Origin of the sequence: Microbacterium sp. lyk4-40-TSB-66, assembly GCF_030209475.1 — a bacterium.
In the GTDB taxonomy this organism is placed as follows: Bacteria; Actinomycetota; Actinomycetes; order Actinomycetales; family Microbacteriaceae; genus Microbacterium.
In genome coordinates this window covers 273,241-292,977 of record NZ_JARVRW010000003.1, presented here as the reverse complement: position 1 = coordinate 292,977, position 19,737 = coordinate 273,241, and the positions used below count along the sequence as shown (strand labels likewise).

Sequence of the window (19,737 nt, the reverse complement as noted above, 5' to 3'; positions counted from 1 at the left end):
CTTTACGCCAGGAGCTCCATTCGTGACCACTGAGACGCGCGTCCTCTCCGGGCGCTATCGTGTCGACGACCTCATCGGTCGCGGCGGGATGGCGAGCGTCTACCGCGGGTACGACCAGACTCTCGGCCGCACGGTCGCCATCAAGATCCTGAAGTCCGACCTGGCCGGCGACGCGGCTTTCCGCACGCGCTTCCGGCTCGAGGCGCAGGCGGCGTCTCGCATGGCGCACCCGACCATCGTGCGGGTCTTCGATGCGGGCGAAGACGCCGAGACCGGTGTCGACGGCGTCGAGCGCCCCGTCCCGTACATCGTGATGGAACTCGTGCACGGGCGCCTGTTGAAAGACGTCATCGGACAGGGCAAGGTGCCGACCGACGAGGCGCTGCGCTACGTCGACGGCATCCTCGAGGCGCTCGAGTACTCCCACCGCGCGGGTGTCGTGCACCGCGACATCAAGCCGGGCAACGTCATGATCACCGAGTCCGGCCGCGTGAAGGTCATGGACTTCGGCATCGCCCGCGCGGTGTCCGATTCCTCGTCGACCGTGGCCGAGACCACGGCGATCGTCGGCACCGCCGCATACTTCTCACCCGAGCAGGCCAAGGGCGAGTCGGTCGACGCGCGCGCCGACCTGTACTCCACGGGCGTCGTGCTCTACGAGCTGCTCACCGGGCGTACGCCGTTCCGCGGTGACACGCCCGTCGCCGTGGCCTATCAGCACGTGAGCGAAGCCCCCCTCCCGCCCAGCGAGATCGACGAGTCCATTCCGCGCGCCCTGGATGCCATCGTGCTCCGTGCCCTCGCGAAGGACCCGTTCCAGCGTCCGCAGGATGCCGCCAGCTTCCGCGAGGCGCTCGATGAGACAGCCGACGGAAAGGTGCCCACCAAGCGCCAGATGTCGGCGCTCTCCAACGAGTTGTACGGACCGAACCCGCGGCAGGCGGCTGAGACCGCCCGCTCCCTGCGTCAGCTGAGCACCGACACGACGATGCGGCGCACGCAGGCCGGTCCTCCGGTGGCGTGGATCTGGGCCGGAGTCAGCGTGCTCGCGGTGCTCCTGGTCGCCGTGCTGATCTGGGTGATGCAGATCCAGCCGAACGACGAGGTGCCGACGACCTCGCTCACGGTGCCGAACGTCGTCGACATGTCGTACGAGCGTGCCGCCGAGACCCTGACCGGACAGCAGCTGACCACGGCCCGCGTGAACGAATCCGACGAAGAGATCGCGGCGGGCAACGTGGTGAGCACCGTTCCCGAAGCGGGTACGAACGTGGCCGCGGGCCAGAAGATCACCTTGTACGTCTCGACCGGTCCCGATACCGCCACCGTTCCCACGCTGGAAGGCATCAACGAGAACGAGGCACGCTCCTCCATCGAGGCGGCGGGTCTGTCGGTCGGATCCATCCGCCGCCAGAACGATCCCGCCCTGGCCGAGGGGACGGTCATCTCCTCGAACCTCGAGTCCGGCGCCGCCGTGGCCAAGGGCACGACGGTCAACCTCGTCATCGCGAGCGGTCAGGTCGTGATCGTCGACTACACCGGGTACACCCTCGAGGCGGCGCAGCGCGAGCTCGAGTCGGAAGAGAAGCAGCTGACCGTCAAGCGGCAGGACGACCCCGGATGCCGGGCGGCCACCCCGCCGACGGTGGCGACGCAGTCGCTGGCGCCGGGCGAGGTTCCCGTGCACAGCGAGATCACGCTGACGGTGTGCTCGGGCTCCTGACCCCGCGGGGGTGAAGCCGGCGGCCGCGCACTGCCGCACCATGGAGCCCTGCGTCCTCGAGCCACCGCCCGAGCAGAACGTGGCCGCCCTCGGTGAGCACGCTCTCCGGGTGGAACTGCACTCCCTCGATCGGCGCGCGGCGGTGCCGGAGGCCCATGATCACGCCCCCCTCGGTGCGTGCCGTCACCTCCAGGTCGGTGGGAAGCGTACCGGCCTCGACGGCGAGAGAGTGGTACCGGGTCGCGACGAACCCGTCCGGGAGGTCGCGGAACACCCCCGCCCCTTCGTGCCGGATGACGCTGGTTATCCCGTGCAGCAGTTCGGGAGCGTGTCCCACGCGAGCGCCGAAGGCCGTCGCGATCGCCTGATGGCCGAGGCAGACGCCCAGGACCGGGATGCCCTCCCCATAGGCCGCGCGCACCACGTCGACCGATGAGCCGGCGTCATCCGGGTGACCTGGACCGGGCGAGATGAGGATCGCGTCGGCATCGCGCACGATCCGCTCGGGGAGTGCCGGGTCACCCGCCGCTCTCATGACGGTCTCCGCGCCGAGGTCGCGCACGTAGCCGGCGAGGGTGTGGACGAAGCTGTCGCGGTTGTCGACGACCACGACGCGCCACGCGGTCACTCGACCGTGACCTCCTGGGGATAGACGATGTCGCTCACCCAGGGGAAGACGTAGAAGAAGAGTCCGTACAGCACCGCCGCGAGCAGCACGAGGACGATCAGGAGGCGGATCCACCAGGGACCGGGCAGGACCCGCCAGAGTGCTCCGTACATCAGGCTGCTCCAGTGGTGAGGGAAAGGGGCGGACCGGCATCGGTGCGAGGTGTGAACGACTCGAAGACGCCGTACGCGATCGCGCGCTCCGAGAAGCCGTAGCGCGGGCTGCAGGTGGTCATGGTGATGACGCGGTCGGTCGCCTGCACCTCCGGCTGCTGCGGCAGAGGAAGCAGAACATCGACGCCGTCAGGCCGGACGTACTCGAGGTTGCGGTAGCGGTAGGTGAACCACCCCTGCTCGGTCTCTACGACGACCGCATCCCCCACGCGGAGCGACGGAAGATCAGCGAACGGGGCACCGTGGCTGCCCCGGTGCCCGGCGATGGCGAAGTTGCCGACGGCACCCGGCATGGCGGTGTCAGGGTAGTGTCCGAGGCCGATCGGGTCGAGGGTGCGCGACGCGCTCACACCGCCCGCGACCGTGAAGGAGTAGTCGGGACCGAACCGGGGGATGTGAATCACGCCGAATCGCTCGGCGTCGCCCGGCTGCGCGAGCGCGGGGGGCTCCGCCGTCGGGGGCCCGGCCGGCTGGTCGGGGGCGGCGGGCGTGACCGATGCGCTCGGCGCCGGAAGCTGGGGATCGGCGGCCCACTGCTGACTGAGTTGCTTGCCCTCGTCCTTGAACTGGGCACCGATGATCGCGTCGCCGATCCACAGCTGCCAGACCACGAAGAGCAGGACGAGGACTCCGGCCGTGACGAGAAGATCGCCGATCACACCGATGATCGAGACGCGTCGTCGACGGGGGGCGGGTGCGGGCGGAGGCGTCGACGCCGCACGCCGATCACGGCGGGTCAGCGGCTGCGTGTCGGTCTGCACGGGGCGAGTCTAGTTCCGTGGGTTCGGTGACCGCTGAGCATTAGACTCTTGCCCATGGCTCGAACTGGCAATGGCGACGACCCGATCGCAGAACGCACCGACGGTAGCTCGGCTCCGAATCCGGTGTGGTTCCTTCCCATCATGATCGGTCTCATGCTGGTCGGCCTCGTCTGGGTGCTGGTGTTCTACCTCAGCAACTCGACGTTCCCGATCCCCGGCATCGGCGCGTGGAATCTCGTCATCGGCTTCGGCATCGCCTTCGTGGGCTTCCTCATGACCACTCGGTGGCGCTGACTTACACGCGTGTAATTCATCCCCACCTGTGGATGAGCCTGTGGATAACTCCGGTCAGAACGTGACGACCGGGATCGCGAGAAGCGCGAGCAGCACAACGCCGAGCCCGACCAGCGAACCGATCTGAAGACGGCGCCGCGATGCGGTCCGGGTCCTGCCGTAGATCAGACCGATCAGCGCCCCGGTGACGAGGCCGCCCAGGTGGGCCTGCCACGAGATGCCCACGGCGCTCAGCGAGCCGATGAAGTCGCCCGACCCGATGGCGTTGATGGCCGCGAGAACGAACGGCCAGGCGAAGTTGATGGCGATCAGGATGCCGATCACGCGGATGTCGGCGCCGATCTGCCGCCCGATGACGAGCAACGCCCCGAAGAGTGCGAAGATCGCCCCCGACGCCCCGACCGTCCAGACACCGGGAGCCAGCAGAGCAACGGCCACCGACCCGCCCAGCGCTCCCAGAAGGTAGAGCGCGAGGAAGCGCGCGCGGCCGAGCATCGGCTCGAGGCTGCGCCCGATGAACCACAACGCCAGCATGTTGAGGCCGACGTGGAAGAAGCCGTCGTGCACGAGCGCGACGGTGATCAGTCGCCACGGCTGGAACAAACCCGCCTGGGGCAGCACGAAGTAGCTGTTGAAGGCGAGGAGATTGGACACGAGCCCGCCGACACCCGGGATCAGACCGATGATGTACACGAGCCCGGTCACGGCGACGATGGCGAGCGTCACGCGCGGACGACCGGAAGCGACGACGGTCAGCGGACGTGAGCGTGCGCCCCAGCGTCGCTCGGCCTTCTTCTGAGCGGGCGTCTGAGCCGCCTGCTGCTGAGCCATGCACTCCGGGCAGATGACGCCGACGGCGGCGGGGGTGCGGCACTCCGAACACACGGTGCGCATGCACCGCTGGCACAGCACGAAGCTCTGCCGGTCAGGATGCCGGTAACAGAAGTTGTCGCTGTTGCGACGGAACTCCTCGGTGGTGGACACCCGCCGCCGCCCGTGAGGTCAGACCGAGACGACGTCGACCGAGGTGAGCACGACGGGCTCGATCGGACGGTCGCCGGCGGCGGTGGGGACGGCGGCGATCGCGTCGACGACGGCCTTCGAGGCGTCGTCCGCCACCTCACCGAAGATGGTGTGCTTGCCCTGGAGCCACGGAGTCGGGTCGGTGGTGATGAAGAACTGCGAGCCGTTGGTGCCCTCGGGCTGACCGGTGATGGCGTTGCGGCGGAGACCGGCGTTCGCCATGGCCAGCTTGTAGGGCTGGGTGAAGTCGAGCTCGGGGCTGATCTCGTCGTTGAAGTTGTAGCCGGGTCCGCCCACGCCCTGACCGAGCGGGTCGCCGCCCTGGATCATGAAGTTGGGGATGATGCGGTGGAAGATGACGTCCTTGTACAGGGGACCGTCGCCCTTGGCGCCCGTCGCCGGGTTCGTCCACTCCTGCGAGCCATCGGACAGACCGATGAAGTTGCGGACGGTCCGGGGAGCGTGGTCTCCGAACAGGTTGACGACGATGTCGCCGTGGTTGGTGTGCAGGGTCGCGACGGCGGTGTGGTTGGCCATGGGTACATTCTCTCAGAGTTATCTGCAAGGGTCGGCGGGCCGAGCGGCCCGGTCTGGCAAGATGATCGGACGTACATCCCATCGACAGGGAGGATGAGCCGTGGGCCTCAGCCGCAAGAGCAAGAAGGAACTGCGCAAGCTCCAGAAGCACGCCGCCAAGGTGTGGGAGTCGCAGCAGGTGCTGCTGGGCGAGAGCGGGAAGGTCGCTCGTGAAGCCGGCCACCAGCTCGGTCGCTTCAGCCGCGAAGATCTCGTCCCCGCCGTACAGGACGGCTACAGCAAGTACGCCGCACCGTACGTCGACAAGAGCGTGAAGTACAGCAACCGCTTCCTCAGCAACAAGGTCGTGCCCGCTGCGGGTGCCGTCGTGGGCGGCGCGTTGTCGGTGTGGGACGCCGCGGGCGATACCCGCGACCGTCTCGCGAAGGGCAAGGGCTTCGAGCTCGACGCCCACAAGTACGCCAAGCGGGCCGAGAAGTACAGCAAGCAGACGTCGAAGCGTCTCGCCAAGAAGCTGCCGTCGCAGCACGACGGCATCGGTGCCGGTGGCGTCATCGCCATCATCCTCGGCGTCGTGGCCGCTGCGGGCGTCGCGTACGCGGCCTGGCAGACACTGCGAGCCGATGACGAGCTGTGGGTGGCGGACGACCCGCTGCGCGCGCCGGACGCGTGAGCGATCCCACCATCAGAGTCCGAGAGGCCGCGCGCGAGCGCGGCCTCTCTGTCGATGTCAGGGAACGTCCCCCGGCATCGAGTCTCGACGAGGCGGCCGAGCTGCTCGGGATCCCCTCCGCCTCCATCGTCAAGACGCTCGTCGTCAAGCGGTCCGACGACACCTACCTCTTCGCCCTCGTCCCCGGTGATCGCGCCATCTCCTGGCCCAAGCTGCGTGCCGTGGTGGGCGTGAACAAGCTCCGGCTCCCCGAGCCCGAGCTGGCACTCGCGGCGACGGGATACGAACGCGGCACCATCGTGCCGATCGGCAGCTCCACCGCCTGGCCCGTCTACGCCGATGAACGCATCGTGGGCGCACGGATCGCCATGGGCGCCGGTGCCCACGGCTACAGCCTGTTCGTCGACGCCGATGAACTGATCGCCGCCTACGACGCGGTGGTCGCCGACATCACCTCCGACCGCGCCTGAGACGCGTCAGGTCCGGAGGCCGGCCATCCGCAGTGCGATGTCGACCAACTGCACCCGGCGGAGCTTCCTCGCCGCCCCCAGCGTGAACCACTCCGCCCGGTCCGTCGAGCCGTCGGTCTCGTTGCGGAGGCGGCCTCCCACGATCCGCGCGCGATAGACGATGCGCAGGGTGTGCAGCGGACCGGTCGAGTCGTCGGCGAGACGCGCTTCGGCGGGGATGACCCGGGAATGGATGCCGAGCAGGTCACCCACCGAGACCCGGAACCCGGTCTCTTCGCGCACCTCGCGACGTACGGCCTGCACGGGGTCCTCCCCCGCCTCGAGCCCGCCACCGGGCAGCGTCCATGCCGCCCGTCGTCCGTCGACCCAATGGGCGAGCAGCACGCGATCGTCGGCGTCGGTGACGACGGCGTACGCGGCGACCCGCATGTCCATGACCAGACTCTAGCGAAGAGGAAAGCGAAGAGCCGGTCCCAGAGGACCGGCTCTTCGATGTTGTGGAGCCTAGGAGATTCGAACTCCTGACATCCTGCTTGCAAAGCAGGCGCTCTACCAGCTGAGCTAAGGCCCCGCGAGGGAAAGGGGTGGGGCTACCAGGACTTGAACCTGGGACCTCTTCATTATCAGTGAAGCGCTCTAACCGCCTGAGCTATAGCCCCGTCTCGCTGACGTGATCACGTCAACCTCGAAGACTTTACCGGAATCCCGAGGTTTTCACGAATCGACGTCAGTTCGAGGTGAACCCGACGAGCAGGCCGCCCGTCACCTTCACCGCGAGGTTGTAGATCCCCGCCATCACGGCGCCGAGCACCGTGACGACGACCAGGTTCAGGATGGCGATGATCGCCGCGAACGCCATCACCTGGGGCAGCCCGACGTACTGCGACAGCGTCGCCCCGCCGTCGGTGAAGCTGGTGAAGAACTCGTCGAGACGAGGCAGCAGGGTGGCCTGGACGACCAGATACAGGAGGAAGTACGAGACCACGGTGACGATGGCGAGCGCCACCGCCGCAAGGAACGAGAGCTTCACGGCCGACCAGAAGTCGATGTAGACCAGGCGCAGTCGCACCTGCTTGGCCGGGGTCTTGTGAGTCGACTTCTTCGCAAGCTTGTCAGCTACCGTGCTCATGCGTCAGTACTTTCCTCAGGGGTCTCGGGAGCGGAGTCGTCGGCCCCATCCGCAGGGGATGCGGGGGGCTCCGTGGTCGTCTCCGTCGTCTCGGCCAGGTTCCGCTCGGCGTTGCGGGCGATCGCGATGATGCGATCGTCGCCACCGGCCCGGGCGAAAACGACACCCATCGTGTCGCGTCCCTTGGCGGGCACCTCGGCCACGGAGGAGCGTACCACCTTGCCGCTGGCAAGAACCACGAGGACCTCATCGCCCTCGGAGACCATCATCCCGCCCGCGAGCACGCCGCGATCGTCGGTCAGACGGGCCACCTTGATGCCCAGTCCGCCGCGGTTCTGCATGCGGTACTCGGTGACGGCGGTGCGCTTGGCGTAGCCCCCCTCGGTCACGACGAAGACGAACTCGTCATCCTTGGCGACGGATGCCGAGAGCAGACTGTCCCCCTCACGGAAGTCCATGCCCTTCACACCCGAGGTCGACCGACCCATGGGGCGGAGCGCATTGTCGGTCGCGGAGAAGCGCAGGGACATCCCGAGGCGGCTGATGAGGAGGATGTCATCGCCCTCGTCGACCAGCATGGCGCTGACCAGCTCGTCGGCGCTGCCCTGCTCGGTGTCGTCCCCGTCTTCCGAGACCTGACCGCGCAGCTTGATGGCGATCACGCCGCCCTGACGGTTGGTGTCGTATTCGGAGAGGCGCGTCTTCTTCACCAGGCCGGCGCGCGTGGCGAGGACCAGGTAGGTCGAGACCTCGTAGTCGCGGATGTCGAGGATCTGTGCGATCTCTTCGTCGGGCTGCAGTGCCAGCAGGTTCGCGACGTGCTGGCCCTTGGCATCCCGTCCGGCTTCGGGAACCTCGTACGCCTTGGAGCGGTAGACCCGGCCCTTGTTGGTGAAGAACAGCAGCCAGTGGTGCGTCGTGGTCACGAAGAAGTGTTCGACGACGTCGTCGGCACGCAGCTGCGCACCCTTCACACCCTTGCCGCCGCGATGCTGTGACCGGTAGTTGTCGCTGCGTGTGCGCTTGATGTAGCCGTCACGCGTGACGGTGACGACCATCTCTTCTTCGGCGATGAGGTCTTCGATGGAAACGTCGCCGTCGAAGCCGTGCAAGATCTCGGTGCGACGGTCGTCGCCGAACCGGTCGGTGATCGCCGTGAGCTCGTCGCGGATGATCGTGCGCTGGCGGCCGGGGGTGGCGAGGATGTCGTTGTAGTCGGCGATGCGCGCTTCGAGCTCGGTCGCCTCGTCGACGATCTTCTGGCGCTCGAGAGCCGCCAGACGTCGCAGCTGCATGTCGAGGATCGCCTGCGCCTGGATGTCGTCGATGTCGAGGAGCTTCTGCAGGCCCTCGTTGGCATCCTGGGCCGTCGGCGAGCGGCGGATCAACGCGATGACGTCGTCGAGGGCGTCGAGCGCCTTGAGGTATCCGCGCAGGATGTGCATGCGCTCTTCGGCCTTGCGCAGGCGGTACCGCGTGCGGCGCACGATGACCTCGACCTGGTGGTCGATCCACAGGCTGATGAACCCGTCGAGAGACAGCGTGCGCGGTACGCCGTCGACGATCGCCAGCATGTTGGCGCCGAAATTCTCCTGCAGCTGGGTGTGCTTGTAGAGGTTGTTCAGCACGACCTTGGCCACGGCGTCGCGCTTGAGCACGACGACGAGGCGCTGACCGGTACGACCCGAGCTCTCGTCGCGGATGTCGGCGACGCCGGTGATCTTGCCCTCGCGGGCGAGGTCACCGATCTTGACCGCGACGTTGTCGGGGTTGACCTGGTAGGGGAGTTCGGTGATCACCAGGCACGTGCGGCCCTGGATCTCTTCGATGTTGACCACCGCGCGCATCGTGATCGAGCCGCGACCCGTGCGGTACGCGTCTTTGATCCCGCGCGTTCCGAGGATCTGCGCACGCGTCGGGAAGTCGGGACCCGGAATGCGCTGCATGAGCGCCTCGAGGAGTTCCTCGCGCGTGGCATCCGGGTTTTCCAGAGCCCAGAGCGCGCCCGATGAGACCTCGCGCAGATTGTGCGGCGGGATGTTCGTCGCCATGCCGACGGCGATGCCGACCGAGCCGTTGACGAGCAGATTGGGGAAGCGCGCCGGAAGGACCGTCGGCTCCTGCGTCTGACCGTCGTAGTTGTCCTCGAAGTCGACGGTCTCCTCTTCGATGTCACGCACCATCTCGAGCGCGAGAGGAGCCATCTTGGTCTCGGTGTAACGCGGCGCGGCGGCACCCTGGTTGCCCGGGGAGCCGAAGTTGCCCTGGCCCAGCGCGAGCGGGTAGCGCAGCGACCACGGCTGGACGAGGCGCACGAGGGCGTCGTAGATGGGGGCGTCACCGTGCGGGTGGTAGTGACCCATGACCTCGCCGACGACGCGAGCACACTTCGAGAACGACTTGTCGGGGCGGAAGCCGCCGTCGTACATGCCGTAGATGACGCGGCGGTGCACGGGCTTGAGACCGTCGCGCACGTCGGGCAGGGCACGCCCGACGATGACGCTCATCGCGTAGTCGAGGTAGCTCCGCTGCATCTCGAGCTGCAGATCGACCTGGTCGATCTTGCCGTGATTGTGAGCGGCTTCTTCGGGCGCTCGGGGGGGCTCGGGAGTGATGTCGTCAGCCATGTCTTCTCAGTTCCGTAGTGCGTGCGTCGTCTGTCGGTGCCGGGGTCGCGCCGGCGCGATCAGATGTCGAGGAAGCGGACGTCTTTGGCGTTTCGCTGGATGAAGGTACGACGCGACTCGACGTCTTCACCCATGAGCACCGAGAAGATCTCGTCGGCCGAGGCCGCGTCGTCGATCGTGACCTGCTTGAGCGTGCGCGTCTCGGGGTCCATCGTGGTCTCCCACAACTCGTGGTCGTTCATCTCGCCGAGACCCTTGTAGCGCTGGATGCCGTTGTCCTTGGGGATGCGGCGACCGGAGGCCTGTCCGTCCACGAGCATCGCGTCGCGCTCGCGGTCGCTGTAGGCGTACTCGTGCGGGTGGTTCGACCACTTCAGGCGGTAGAGCGGCGGCTGAGCGAGGTAGACGTAACCCGCCTCGATGAGGCCGCGCATGTAGCGGAACAGCAGCGTCAGCAGCAGGGTGGTGATGTGCTGGCCGTCGACGTCGGCATCGGCCATGAGCACGATCTTGTGATACCGCGCCTTGGCCATGTCGAAGTCTTCGCCGATGCCCGTGCCGAAGGCCTGGATCATCGCCTGCACCTCTTTGTTGCCGAGGGCGCGGTCGAGACGGGCGCGCTCGACGTTGAGGATCTTGCCGCGCAGCGCCAGGATCGCCTGGGTGTGCGGGTCGCGACCCTGCACCGCCGAGCCACCGGCGGAGTCACCCTCGACGAGGAAGATCTCGCTGATCGAGGGATCCTTCGACGTGCAGTCCTTGAGCTTGTCGGGCATCGCGGCCGACTCGAACACGCTCTTGCGACGCGCGGTCTCGCGCGCCTTGCGGGCGGCGAGGCGGGCGGTCGCGGCGTCGATGGCCTTGCGGATGATGTTCTTCGCCTGGCCCGGGTTGCGGTCGAACCAGTCGCCGAGCTTGTCGCCGACGACCTTCTGCACGTACGCGCGGGCCTCGGTGTTGCCGAGCTTGGTCTTGGTCTGGCCCTCGAACTGCGGCTCGGAGAGCTTCACCGAGATGACCGCGGTCAGACCCTCGCGGATGTCGTCACCGGTGAGGTTGTCGTCCTTCTCCTTGAGGAGGTTGTTCGCGCGCGCGTAGCGGTTGACGAGCGTCGTCAGCGCAGCGCGGAAGCCCTCTTCGTGCGTGCCGCCCTCGTGGGTGTTGATGGTGTTGGCGTAGGTGAAGACGTTCTCGGTGTACGCCGTCGTCCACTGCATCGCCAGCTCGAGCGCGATCTTGCGATCGGTGTCCTCGGACTCGACCTCGATGATCTCGTCGTTGACGACGTCGGCCTTGCGCACGCGATTGAGGTGCTCGACGTAGTCGACCAGCCCGCGCTCGTACAGGAACGAGTCGTGCCGCGGCGCCGTCACTTCTTCACCGGGCTCGCCCTCGGTCACGATCGACTGGGGGCGCTCGTCTCGCAGGCTGATGCGGAGCCCCTTGTTGAGGAACGCCATCTGCTGGAAGCGCGTACGCAGCGTGTCGTAGTCGAAGTCGACGGTGTCGAAGATGGTGGCATCCGGCCAGAAGGTGATGGTGGTACCCGTCTTGTCGCTCTCCTCCTCTTTCGCGAGAGGGGCGAGCGGCACACCGCCGTCGCGGAACGACTGGCGCCACACGTGACCCTGACGCTGCACCTCGACCTCGAGGCGCGTCGACAGGGCGTTGACGACGGACGAACCGACGCCGTGCAGACCGCCCGACACCGCGTAGCCGCCGCCGCCGAACTTGCCGCCGGCGTGCAGCACGGTCAGCACGACCTCGACGGTGGACTTGCCCTCCGTGCGGTGCATGTCGACCGGGATGCCACGACCGTTGTCGATCACACGGACGGCACCGTCGCTGAGGATCGTGACGTCGATCGTGTCGCAGTAGCCGGCGAGGGCTTCGTCGACGGAGTTGTCGACGATCTCCTGCACGAGGTGGTGGAGCCCGCGCTCACCGGTGGAACCGATGTACATGCCGGGACGCTTGCGAACGGCTTCGAGCCCTTCGAGCACCTGGATGGCGTCTGCCCCGTACTCGTTGGGAACCTTCGCGGGGGTGGTCGCTACGGGTTCCTCGGAAACGCTGTCGGGGTTTTCGGACGTCATGAGTGAACGCGCTCCAGATCGATTCGTCGGAACCTCCATCTTACCGCGCGCCCGTCCTCGAAATGGCGTGTACGCCCCTACGCGGGGATAAATCACGTCGAGTCGGGATCGACCATGGCCTAGCCGTAGGTATCGCGCGGACCGCGGCCTGGAACGGCTCTGGGCCCCCATTTCCAGGAGGGGACGTCCGGCCCTACGAAGCGGATCGCCTCGACCCCTGCCTCAGGGAAACGTCGGAGGATCTCCGACAGGATGTGCGCGCGCATGAGCTGCAGCTGTTTCGCCCAGGCGGTGGAGTCGGCCTGGACGGTGAGCGTTCCGGCATCCAGTGCCACCGGCCGGGTGTGCGCGGCCGTATCGGCTCCCGCCACTTCGTCCCACGTGCGCACGAGGTCCTCGCGCGAGAGCTGGGCCTCCCACCCGGCCGAATGGGTGAGCGCGGAGAGGACGTCGCCGAGGCCGCGCGGATCGCGGCCGGGTGTGAAGGGGGCGTTCTCTCCGTCATCCGTACGTCGTCGACGCTTCTTCTTGCGATAGGGCGTCGGTTCGAGGCCCCGGAGACGCAGGTAGGTCGACATCGTCTCGGGCAGTTCGGGTTCGTCACTCATCGCCGGGCTCCATGATGCGGCCGGCGTCGACCCGCACGACATGCGCCCGGAGGGCGTCGGGTACGTCTTCTTCGACGGCTGCGGTGACGATGACCTGCTCGTAGCCGCCCGCGAGTTCCGCCAGGCGGGTTCGGCGTCCGACGTCTAGCTCGGCGAACACGTCGTCGAGGATGAGCACCGGATCGCCCAGCCGAGACTCGGCGCGCAGGAGTTCTGCGGATGCCAATCGCAGCGCCAGGGCGACCGACCACGACTCTCCGTGGGAGGCGTACCCCTTCACGGGGAGGCCGCGAACCTGGAGCACAAGATCGTCGCGGTGAGGACCGACGAGGGTGAGCCCGCGTTCGAGCTCCGCCGAGCGCCGGGCGACGAGTGCCGCCCGGAACTGCTCGGCGAGCGGCCCCGACGAACGATCCGCGGCCGCGGGACTCCCTTCTTCGGGGTCGCCCCCGCCCACCGACAACGCCCACGACAGACGCGGTTCGTGATCGGCACCCGCGATCGCCGCGTAGGAGCGGGCCACGGGGTCGGAGAGATCGGATGCCAGCGCCAGACGCGCCTCGATCACCTCGGTGCCGAGGGTGATGAGCTTGTCGTCCCAGACGTCGAGTGTGCTGAGTGCGTCACCGCGGAGCCCCCGAGCCCGGGCGGATTTCAGTAATGCGCTGCGCTGCCGCAGGACCCGGTCGTAGTCACCCAACACGGCCGCCATCCGCGGCGTGCGCTGCACGATCAGCTGATCGGCGAAGCGGCGCCGAGCCGACGGGTCGCCGCGGACGATCTGGAGGTCTTCCGGAGCGAAGAGCACGACCTGCGCATATCGCGGGAGTTCGGAGGTGCGCACGTTCACGCCGTTGACCCGGGCCTTGTTCGCCCCCTGCCGGTTGACCTGCAGTTCGAGCAGCACGGTACGTTCTCCGTGCCCGAGCCGCGCTCGGACGATGGCGGCATCCGTCCCATCGCGCACGAGGGGGGCATCGTTGGACACCCGGTGCGAACCGAGGGTGGCCAGATAGGCGACGGCTTCGACGAGGTTTGTCTTGCCCTGACCGTTCCGGCCGACGAAGACGTTCGCCCCGGACGAGAGCGGGACATCGGCTTCCGCGTAATTGCGGAAGTCCTTCAGTCCGAGTTGCTCCACGATCACCGGGTCAGACTACCCGCCCCCTCCGACACGGCCGGAGGACACCGGCTCAGCGCAACAGCAGGTTGGGCTGCAGCAGGTACTTGAACGATCCCTCGCCACCCTTGTCGATCGACGTCTGGGGCGTGACCAGAACAGGGCTGAGCTTGTTGGCGTTGTCACTCGAGGTGAACGTGATGCGGGCGAACTCGCTCCGCACCGCGCCGAGCGACTCGAGCAGGTACTGCGGGTTGAGACCGAGCGTGACCTCGTCGCCCACGAGAGTCGCGTCGACGGATTCGGTCGCCCGGGCCTGCTCGGTGCCGGATGCGTCCATCGAGACACCGTCAGGGCCGAACGTGAACCGCAACGGCGCCGATCGGTCGAGCACGAGCGCGACACGGCGCACCGCCTCGGCGAGATCGGCGGTGTTCACGACGCTGTGGTGTTCCGTCTGAGCGGGGAAGAGTCGACGAACCGGCGGGAAGTTGCCCTTGATGAGCAGCGAAGTCACCGTCTTGTTGCCCGACGAGAAGGCGATGATCTCGCGGTCACCGGAGCCCGAGAACGCGATCGAGATATCGCCGCCGTGTGCGAAGGTCTTGCCGACCTCCTGGAGGGTGCGGGCGGGCACCAGAGCCGACGTCGGCTCGTCGGATGCCGCGGCGCCGCCGTCCCAGGGGATCTCGCGGAGCGCGACGCGGTAACGGTCGGTGGCGACGAGGCTGAGCTGCGTCCCGGTGACTTCGAGCTGCACACCGGTCAGCACCGGAGTCACGTCGTCGCGCGAGGCCGCGAAGGCGACCTGGGCGATGGCCGTGGCGAATTCGTCGGCGGGCACGAGGCCGGACTCACCGGAGACCTCGGGGATCGCGGGGTATTCCTGCACGGGCATGGAGGCCAGGGTGAATCGCGCCGAACCACAGGTCAGCAGAATCCCTCCGTCGTCGTCGACGGCGATCTGGATCGGCGCGTTGGGGAGACGGCTCGCGATATCGCTGAGCAGACGACCGTGGACGAGGATCGTGCCCGGTTCGTCGACGGTGGCCTCGATGGTCGTGCGCGCGGAGGCCTCGTAGTCGAATGCCGCGAGGGTGAGTCCCTGCTCACCGGCTTCGATGAGCACACCGGCCAGGATCGGCTGCGGATTGCGCTGGGGCAGGAGCTTGACCACGAACGAGACGGCTTCGCTGAACACATCGCGATTGACGTGGAACTTCACGGGTGCTCCCTTGACGGCGGGTATGGCTTTCCCATGCTAGTGCCCCCTCTGCGACGGGCACGCCGAGCGCTGCCGGCACGGCAAGGTCATCGAATCTGCCTTAACTAAGAGATGGAGTCTTCATCTTGTTAACCGCTGTGGACTCTGTGGATAACTTCCGACATGCGTGTTAACACCAGGGAACGAGGGGGTTCGTCGTTGTGGACGGACGGCGGTGAACCTGTGCTGTTAACAGAGCCGGACGTGGTGGGCGAGGGTCAGCCGTCCACAGGGTTAAGGCATTCGTGCACACGTCATCCGCAGGAAAGTCGAGTTATCCACAGGTTTTCCACACTGTGAAGAACCTCGTGGGAAACCCCCTGCGTGCAGGCTTGTATGCCTGATCAGAGGCCGAAAAACATGAAAGGGTCCGATCCACGATTGTGGACGGACCCCTCCGTAAGAGCGGCGCTCAGCGCATACGTCCGAGCTGGCTCGTGATCTCCGAGACCTGGTTGAAGATCGATCGGCGTTCCTTCATCAGGTCGCTGATCTTCTTGTAGGCGTACATGACCGTGGTGTGATCGCGATTGCCGAACAGCTGACCGATCTTCGGCAGCGACAGGCTCGTGCGTTCACGGCAGAGGTACATGGCGATCTGGCGCGCCGTGGCCACGGCCTGCGAACGGCTGGAACCGTAGAGGTCGTCGACCGACAGCTTGAAGTACTGCGCCGTCGCCGTGATGATGTCGGTCGGCGAGATGACGTTGGCGTCATCCTGATCGATGATGTCGCGCAAGACCGTCTGCGCGAGCGACATGTCGAGTGTCGACCGGTTGAGGCTGGCGAAGGCCGAAACCCGGATGAGCGCGCCCTCGAGCTCACGGATGTTCGACGAGACGACCGTCGCGATGTATTCGAGTACGTCGTCGGGGATCAGTAGTCGCTCGCTCTGCGCCTTCTTGCGGAGGATCGCGATGCGGGTCTCGAGGTCGGGCGCTTGGACGTCGGTGATCAGACCCCACTCGAAGCGGCTGCGCATCCGGTCTTCGAAACCCGTGAGCTGCTTCGGTGGCAGATCACTGGTGATCACGACCTGCTTGTCGTGATCGTGCAGGGTGTTGAAGGTGTGGAAGAAGGCCTCTTGCGTCTCGGCGCGACCCTGCAGGAACTGGATGTCGTCGATGAGCAAGATGTCGACGTCGCGATAGCGCGCCTGGAAGGCCGAACCGCGGTTGTTCGCGATCGAGTTGATGAAGTCGTTCGTGAACTCCTCGCTCGAGACGTATCGCACGCGGATGCCGGCGTACATGCTCGCGGCGTAGTCGCCGATGGCATGGAGGAGGTGCGTCTTGCCGAGACCCGAGTCACCGTAGATGAACAGCGGGTTGTACGCCTTCGCGGGAGCTTCGGCCACAGCCACCGCCGCCGCGTGGGCGAATCGGTTGGACTGGCCGATGACGAAGTTATCGAAGGTGTACTTGGGGTTCAGACGCGTGTCGTTGCGCGACGCCGGAACGATCGGCTCCGGGGCCTGGTCGATGACGTTCGAATGCACGGCGATGGTCGGTGAGGAGGCGTTGCGGTCGCCGCCCCCCGGTCCGCCGGTCCGGTGGGACTCGACGATGTCGGGGTTGACCACGACCCGGAAGGTTCCGACGTCGGGGTCGCTCCCCTGCACCTGCGCGAGGGCCTCCAGGATGGGCGCTCGCATGCGCTTGTTGAACTGCGCCGCGGTGAGGTCGTTGGGGACGTCGAGGTAGAGCGTGCCGCCCATCACACCCTGCGGAACGGCCAGATTGAGGAACCCGTGCAGCTGCGGAGTGACCCGGTCGTCGGTGAGAAGATGGTCCAGCACGGCTGACCAGACGGGGACATCCGGTACTTCGTGCAGAGACATATCCCCTCCGGGATCTAGACGCGACGGGCGATCGACGAGTCGCGTCGAACCTGTGGATAACTTCCGGGGCCACGCTAGTTCGCGGCTCCTGCGGAGCAAAATCCACTGTAGGACCCGGCCGCGTGTCTTTGCCACGCTTGTGGACAACGCCTGGGGATAATGGGCGGTCGCGTTCTCGGTTTGAGTTAACGCCCCTCACGACGTAGCCTTAGTCGGTTGACTTATGCCTATAAGGCAGTCCCGACCCCGTCCCCGGCAGAAGAGCATCGGGCGACACCACCTCCGGAGTGACCCATGAGCAAGCGCACCTTCCAGCCCAACAACCGTCGCCGTGCCAAGAAGCACGGCTTCCGTGCCCGCATGCGCACGCGTGCCGGCCGCGGCATCCTTTCGGCGCGTCGCGCCAAGGGCCGCACCGAGCTCTCGGCCTGACAGACCCGGTGCTCGCGAAGCCGAACCGACTCACCCGCGGATCGGACTACAAAGCCACAGTCCGACGGGGTTCTCGTTGTGCCGGAGCGCACACCGTCACCTACGTCGGAACGTCGGCTGAGACCGATGCACCGCGTTTCGGCTTCATCGTGAGCCGCCAGGTCGGCTCGGCCGTCACACGCAACACCATTCGCCGCCGCCTCAAAGCGGTGTGCGCCGAGGCGCTCCCGTCCATCCGCGGGGGCGCCTCGATCGTCATCCGCGTCCTCCCCTCGGCGGCGGCGACCGACTACGCGACGCTCCGCGCCGACGTGGTGCGGTGCCTGGAACGGAAAGCGTCGGCATGAGCGCCTCGACTCTTCCCACATCGGCCACGGGTTCCGGTCAGCTCACGCCCGGGGCCGTCCTGGCATCCGTCCCGCTCCTTCCTCGGAACGCCTGCCTCGCGCTTCTGCACGCGTACCGGTCGACGATCTCGCACGTCTACGGCGACGTGTGCAAGTACTACCCCTCGTGCTCCGCCTATTCGGTGGGCGCCGTGCAGCAGCACGGACTCGTGAAGGGCGTCGCGTTCACCGCCGCCCGTCTCGCACGGTGTCATCCCTGGGCTCAGGGTGGCATCGACGACGTCCGTCCTCATCGGGCCTTCCGTCACGAACTCACTCGGCACGGATTCGTCGTGCCCGCCCGAAAGGACTGATCGTGCAATTCGATCTCATTGGGACCATCCTCTGGCCGCTGAAATGGGCGGTCGAGCTCGTGCTGGTGGGGTGGCACTCCCTCTTCACCGCGATGGGAATGCCGCCGGCAGCAGGTCTGACGTGGGTGCTCTCGATCGTCGGCCTCGTCCTCATCGTCCGCGCCGCCCTGATCCCGCTCTTCGTGAAGCAGATCAAGAGCCAGCGCAAGATGATGGAGATCGCTCCGGAGCTGCGCAAGGTCCAGGAGAAGTACCGCGGGAAGAAAGACCAGCTCTCCCGTGAGGCCATGAGCCGCGAGACCATGGCGCTGTACAAGAAGCACGGCACCACGCCGGTCTCGAGCTGCCTGCCGTTGCTCGTGCAGATGCCGATCTTCTTCGCGTTGTTCAGCGTGCTGAACGACGTCGCGAAGCACGCGACCAGCAACCAGGGTGGCGTGGGCCTGCTGACGCCCGAACTCACGCGCGAGTTCTACGACGCGCGCCTGTTCGACGTGGCTTCGATGCACGTGAATCTGGTGACCGCGTGGGGCCAGCCCGACGGTCAGGTGACTGTCGCGATCCTTCTGACCCTGGTCGTGCTGATGATCGCGTCGCAGTTCTTCACGCAGTTGCAGATCATCTCGAAGAACCTGTCGCCCGAGGCCAAGACCGGTCAGGCGTACCAGATGCAGAAGATCATGCTCTACATCCTGCCGCTGGCCTTCATCTTCTCCGGTGTCTTCTTCCCGCTCGGCGTCGTCATCTACTGGTTCGTCAGCAACCTGTGGACGATGGTGCAGCAGTTCATCGTCATCCGCGAGATGCCGACACCCGGTTCCGACGCGGCGAAGGCGCGTGAAGAGCGCCTGGCCCGCAAGGGCAAGGCCATCGACGCCGCAGGCAAGGTCGTGCCGATGGAGAAGTACCAGGCCGAGCAGCAGCGTCTTCTCGAGGAGGCCGAGCGCGCGCGCGCCGCGGCTCCGAAGCGTCAGCAGCCCGTGGGCAAGCAGCGCGCCAAGAAGCAACAGACCACCAAGAACACCGGCGCTGCGGGCGGAGCCGCCGGCGGTTCCGGATCCGCACCCGCTTCCTGACCCCGGAGATCATGATGACGACGTCCGATCAGATTGCCCCCGAGCAGACCGCCGCCACCGAAGAGCAGCTCGAGCAAGAAGGCGACATCGCCGCCGACTACCTCGAGGGTCTGCTCGACATCGCCGACATCGACGGCGATCTCGCCATGGATGTGCGTGCCGGCCGCGCCTACGTGTCGGTTGAGGCCGACGACGCCGACTCGCTCTCGAGCCTCTCGCACCCCGACACGGTGCAGGCGCTGCAGGAGCTCACCCGCCTCGCCGTTCAGAACGCGACCGGCCGATTCTCGCGACTCATCCTCGACATCGGAGGGTCGCGTGACGCGCGTCAGCGTCAGCTCGAGATGCTCGTCGACCGCGCCATCGAGCGTCTCGTCGAGGGTGCGTCTCAGGCATCGCTGCCCGCGATGTCGAGCTACGAGCGCAAGCTCGTGCATGACATCGCGGCGGACCGCGGTTACGATTCCGAGTCGTTCGGCGAGGGTGCGGACAGGCACACCGTCTTGCGTCGGGGCTGATCACCG

Annotated in this window: 22 protein-coding genes and 2 tRNA genes; 9 read left to right on the top strand and 15 right to left on the bottom strand. The window is 66.8% G+C overall.

The genetic code is table 11. From position 1 onward, the window contains the following. The first annotated feature begins 22 nt into the window (after positions 1-22). Positions 23-1,723, top strand: coding sequence for a Stk1 family PASTA domain-containing Ser/Thr kinase (pknB, locus tag QRO03_RS06465; RefSeq protein WP_285136699.1), 1,701 nt, complete (start codon positions 23-25; stop codon positions 1,721-1,723). Here pknB and QRO03_RS06460 read toward each other — a convergent pair. The 3 genes from QRO03_RS06460 to QRO03_RS06450 are packed head-to-tail and all read right to left on the bottom strand — an operon-like array spanning position 1,695 to position 3,324. Further along, positions 1,695-2,351, bottom strand: a complete 657-nt coding sequence (locus tag QRO03_RS06460) for an anthranilate synthase component II (protein WP_285136698.1) — start codon at positions 2,349-2,351, stop codon at positions 1,695-1,697. The two genes, pknB and QRO03_RS06460, sit on opposite strands and share 29 nt — an antisense overlap. Further along, positions 2,348-2,503: a hypothetical protein gene (locus QRO03_RS06455; protein ID WP_200936071.1), complete on the bottom strand. Its 156-nt coding sequence runs from the start codon at positions 2,501-2,503 to the stop codon at positions 2,348-2,350. Before QRO03_RS06455 ends, QRO03_RS06460 begins: the two co-directional genes overlap by 4 nt. After that, the gene (locus tag QRO03_RS06450; RefSeq protein WP_285136697.1) at positions 2,503-3,324 is read right to left on the bottom strand and encodes a class E sortase; all 822 of its coding nucleotides are present in this window, start codon (positions 3,322-3,324) and stop codon (positions 2,503-2,505) included. The genes QRO03_RS06455 and QRO03_RS06450 overlap by 1 nt, the downstream gene beginning before the upstream one ends. Before the next feature lie 54 nt (positions 3,325-3,378). On the opposite strand from QRO03_RS06450, the gene QRO03_RS06445 reads away from it, so the two are divergent. Then, positions 3,379-3,618 (top strand): cell division protein CrgA, encoded by a 240-nt coding sequence (locus QRO03_RS06445; protein ID WP_285136696.1) that lies wholly within the window; start codon positions 3,379-3,381, stop codon positions 3,616-3,618. Between the two features lie 54 nt (positions 3,619-3,672). On the opposite strand, the gene QRO03_RS06440 is transcribed toward QRO03_RS06445, so the two are convergent. Both QRO03_RS06440 and QRO03_RS06435 read right to left on the bottom strand, forming a co-directional pair. Continuing rightward, positions 3,673-4,602 (bottom strand): rhomboid family intramembrane serine protease, encoded by a 930-nt coding sequence (locus tag QRO03_RS06440; RefSeq protein WP_285136695.1) that lies wholly within the window; start codon positions 4,600-4,602, stop codon positions 3,673-3,675. Positions 4,603-4,620: 18 nt separating this feature from the next. Further along, positions 4,621-5,178, bottom strand: coding sequence for a peptidylprolyl isomerase (locus QRO03_RS06435; RefSeq protein ID WP_285136694.1), 558 nt, complete (start codon positions 5,176-5,178; stop codon positions 4,621-4,623). Positions 5,179-5,278: 100 nt separating this feature from the next. Between QRO03_RS06435 and QRO03_RS06430 the strand changes: the two genes are divergently transcribed. Beyond that, positions 5,279-5,851, top strand: coding sequence for a DNA helicase (locus tag QRO03_RS06430; RefSeq protein WP_285136693.1), 573 nt, complete (start codon positions 5,279-5,281; stop codon positions 5,849-5,851). Then, on the top strand, positions 5,848-6,321 hold the full coding sequence (locus QRO03_RS06425) for an aminoacyl-tRNA deacylase (protein ID WP_285136692.1): 474 nt from the start codon (positions 5,848-5,850) through the stop codon (positions 6,319-6,321). Before QRO03_RS06430 ends, QRO03_RS06425 begins: the two co-directional genes overlap by 4 nt. Positions 6,322-6,327: 6 nt before the next feature. Here the strand turns inward: QRO03_RS06425 and QRO03_RS06420 are convergent, their stop codons facing one another. The 10 genes from QRO03_RS06420 to dnaA all read right to left on the bottom strand — a co-directional run bounded on the left by QRO03_RS06420 (position 6,328) and on the right by dnaA (position 17,005). Continuing rightward, a complete protein-coding gene (locus QRO03_RS06420) occupies positions 6,328-6,756 on the bottom strand; it encodes an NUDIX hydrolase (protein WP_285136691.1) in 429 nt (142 codons plus the stop codon). 63 nt (positions 6,757-6,819) lie between these two features. Beyond that, positions 6,820-6,892 (bottom strand) — tRNA-Ala (locus QRO03_RS06415). Between the two features lie 14 nt (positions 6,893-6,906). Beyond that, a tRNA-Ile gene (locus tag QRO03_RS06410) sits at positions 6,907-6,980 on the bottom strand. Between the two features lie 68 nt (positions 6,981-7,048). After that, positions 7,049-7,450: a DUF3566 domain-containing protein gene (locus tag QRO03_RS06405; RefSeq protein ID WP_285136690.1), complete on the bottom strand. Its 402-nt coding sequence runs from the start codon at positions 7,448-7,450 to the stop codon at positions 7,049-7,051. Continuing rightward, positions 7,447-10,077 carry a DNA gyrase subunit A gene (gene gyrA, locus QRO03_RS06400; RefSeq protein ID WP_285136689.1) on the bottom strand — a complete coding sequence of 877 codons (2,631 nt, stop codon included), beginning with the start codon at positions 10,075-10,077 and terminating at the stop codon, positions 7,447-7,449. Before gyrA ends, QRO03_RS06405 begins: the two co-directional genes overlap by 4 nt. Positions 10,078-10,136: 59 nt before the next feature. Further along, positions 10,137-12,173, bottom strand: a complete 2,037-nt coding sequence (gene gyrB, locus QRO03_RS06395) for a DNA topoisomerase (ATP-hydrolyzing) subunit B (protein ID WP_285136688.1) — start codon at positions 12,171-12,173, stop codon at positions 10,137-10,139. Positions 12,174-12,292: 119 nt separating this feature from the next. Further along, a complete protein-coding gene (locus tag QRO03_RS06390; RefSeq protein WP_285136687.1) occupies positions 12,293-12,781 on the bottom strand; it encodes a DciA family protein in 489 nt (162 codons plus the stop codon). Further along, entirely contained in the window at positions 12,774-13,928 is a 1,155-nt protein-coding gene (gene recF / locus QRO03_RS06385) for a DNA replication/repair protein RecF (protein ID WP_285136686.1), read from the bottom strand. Before recF ends, QRO03_RS06390 begins: the two co-directional genes overlap by 8 nt. A 46-nt stretch (positions 13,929-13,974) precedes the next feature. After that, positions 13,975-15,126 carry a DNA polymerase III subunit beta gene (gene dnaN, locus QRO03_RS06380; RefSeq protein WP_285136685.1) on the bottom strand — a complete coding sequence of 384 codons (1,152 nt, stop codon included), beginning with the start codon at positions 15,124-15,126 and terminating at the stop codon, positions 13,975-13,977. A gap of 451 nt (positions 15,127-15,577) precedes the next feature. Continuing rightward, positions 15,578-17,005 (bottom strand): chromosomal replication initiator protein DnaA, encoded by a 1,428-nt coding sequence (dnaA, locus tag QRO03_RS06375; protein WP_285136684.1) that lies wholly within the window; start codon positions 17,003-17,005, stop codon positions 15,578-15,580. Between the two features lie 294 nt (positions 17,006-17,299). Between dnaA and rpmH the strand changes: the two genes are divergently transcribed. From rpmH to QRO03_RS06350, 5 genes are read left to right on the top strand one after another with little or no spacing between them, the layout of a single operon-like run. Further along, on the top strand, positions 17,300-17,437 hold the full coding sequence (gene rpmH, locus QRO03_RS06370) for a 50S ribosomal protein L34 (protein WP_055952712.1): 138 nt from the start codon (positions 17,300-17,302) through the stop codon (positions 17,435-17,437). 8 nt (positions 17,438-17,445) lie between these two features. Then, positions 17,446-17,784 carry a ribonuclease P protein component gene (rnpA, locus tag QRO03_RS06365; RefSeq protein WP_055952708.1) on the top strand — a complete coding sequence of 113 codons (339 nt, stop codon included), beginning with the start codon at positions 17,446-17,448 and terminating at the stop codon, positions 17,782-17,784. Further along, positions 17,781-18,137 (top strand): membrane protein insertion efficiency factor YidD, encoded by a 357-nt coding sequence (gene yidD, locus QRO03_RS06360; protein ID WP_285136683.1) that lies wholly within the window; start codon positions 17,781-17,783, stop codon positions 18,135-18,137. The genes rnpA and yidD overlap by 4 nt, the downstream gene beginning before the upstream one ends. A gap of 2 nt (positions 18,138-18,139) precedes the next feature. Beyond that, a complete protein-coding gene (yidC, locus tag QRO03_RS06355) occupies positions 18,140-19,213 on the top strand; it encodes a membrane protein insertase YidC (RefSeq protein WP_285136682.1) in 1,074 nt (357 codons plus the stop codon). 14 nt (positions 19,214-19,227) lie between these two features. Continuing rightward, entirely contained in the window at positions 19,228-19,731 is a 504-nt protein-coding gene (locus QRO03_RS06350; protein ID WP_502883008.1) for a Jag family protein, read from the top strand. Positions 19,732-19,737: the final 6 nt, after the last annotated feature.